The sequence below is a fragment of the Helicobacter pylori genome (assembly GCF_002832345.1).
GTDB lineage: Bacteria > Campylobacterota > Campylobacteria > Campylobacterales > Helicobacteraceae > Helicobacter > Helicobacter pylori_CP.
Window position 1 is genome coordinate 1 of record NZ_PHLZ01000060.1, and the last position, 665, is coordinate 665.

The following is a 665-nucleotide window of genomic DNA, read 5'->3' on the forward strand; positions in this document are numbered from 1 at the left end:
TTTAGCAACAACACGCTTAAAATCATTGAAGAGCTTACTAACGGCGTTAAAAGCGCGAGCGAAGAGATCAAATCTAAAGCGACCAAATACGAAAAAGCCTTACAAGAACTACAAAATATTGATGAAAGCAAGCTTACTAAAGAACAGCAACAAGTTTTAAAAGTGTTTAAGGGCGAGTTGGATCAAACAGAGATTAAAGGAATAGATTTAAACGACCTTTACATTTTAGAACAAGGCACAAGGCATGCGGGAGCTAAAAAGATTTTAGTTAAACAGAACGGAGAAGAAAGCACAGGCGCCCTCACGAACGACGAGCTAATCAACATGAGCGAAGCGATTAAAAACGGAAGCGTGTTATTAGAGAGTTTTGAAAGGCTTGAAAAAGGATTTAGATACGGCTATGAATGGGAGAATAACGGCGTTAAGCTTAGGTTAGTAGTAGATGATTTAAACAATGGAAATAAGATTTTTGATTTTTATAGCGATAGGAATTTTACAGATTTTAGGGATGCCAGTCTACACTCTGGAAACCACCCCTATGAACCTAATCCTACACAAAAAGATTTAATAGATCAAGAGGATTTATTAAAAACAAGCGAAAATTTAAACGAAACCACACCAAACGCTAAAAATTTAAGCCCACTTGAACAAGCCAACGCTGAAAA

The 665-nt window shown here is 36.7% G+C and carries 1 protein-coding gene; it reads left to right on the top strand.

What is annotated here, in order from left to right:
• Window positions 1-665, top strand: a 665-nt coding sequence (locus CXY28_RS08575) for a DUF3519 domain-containing protein (protein ID WP_157819750.1), incomplete at both ends; no start/stop codon positions are given.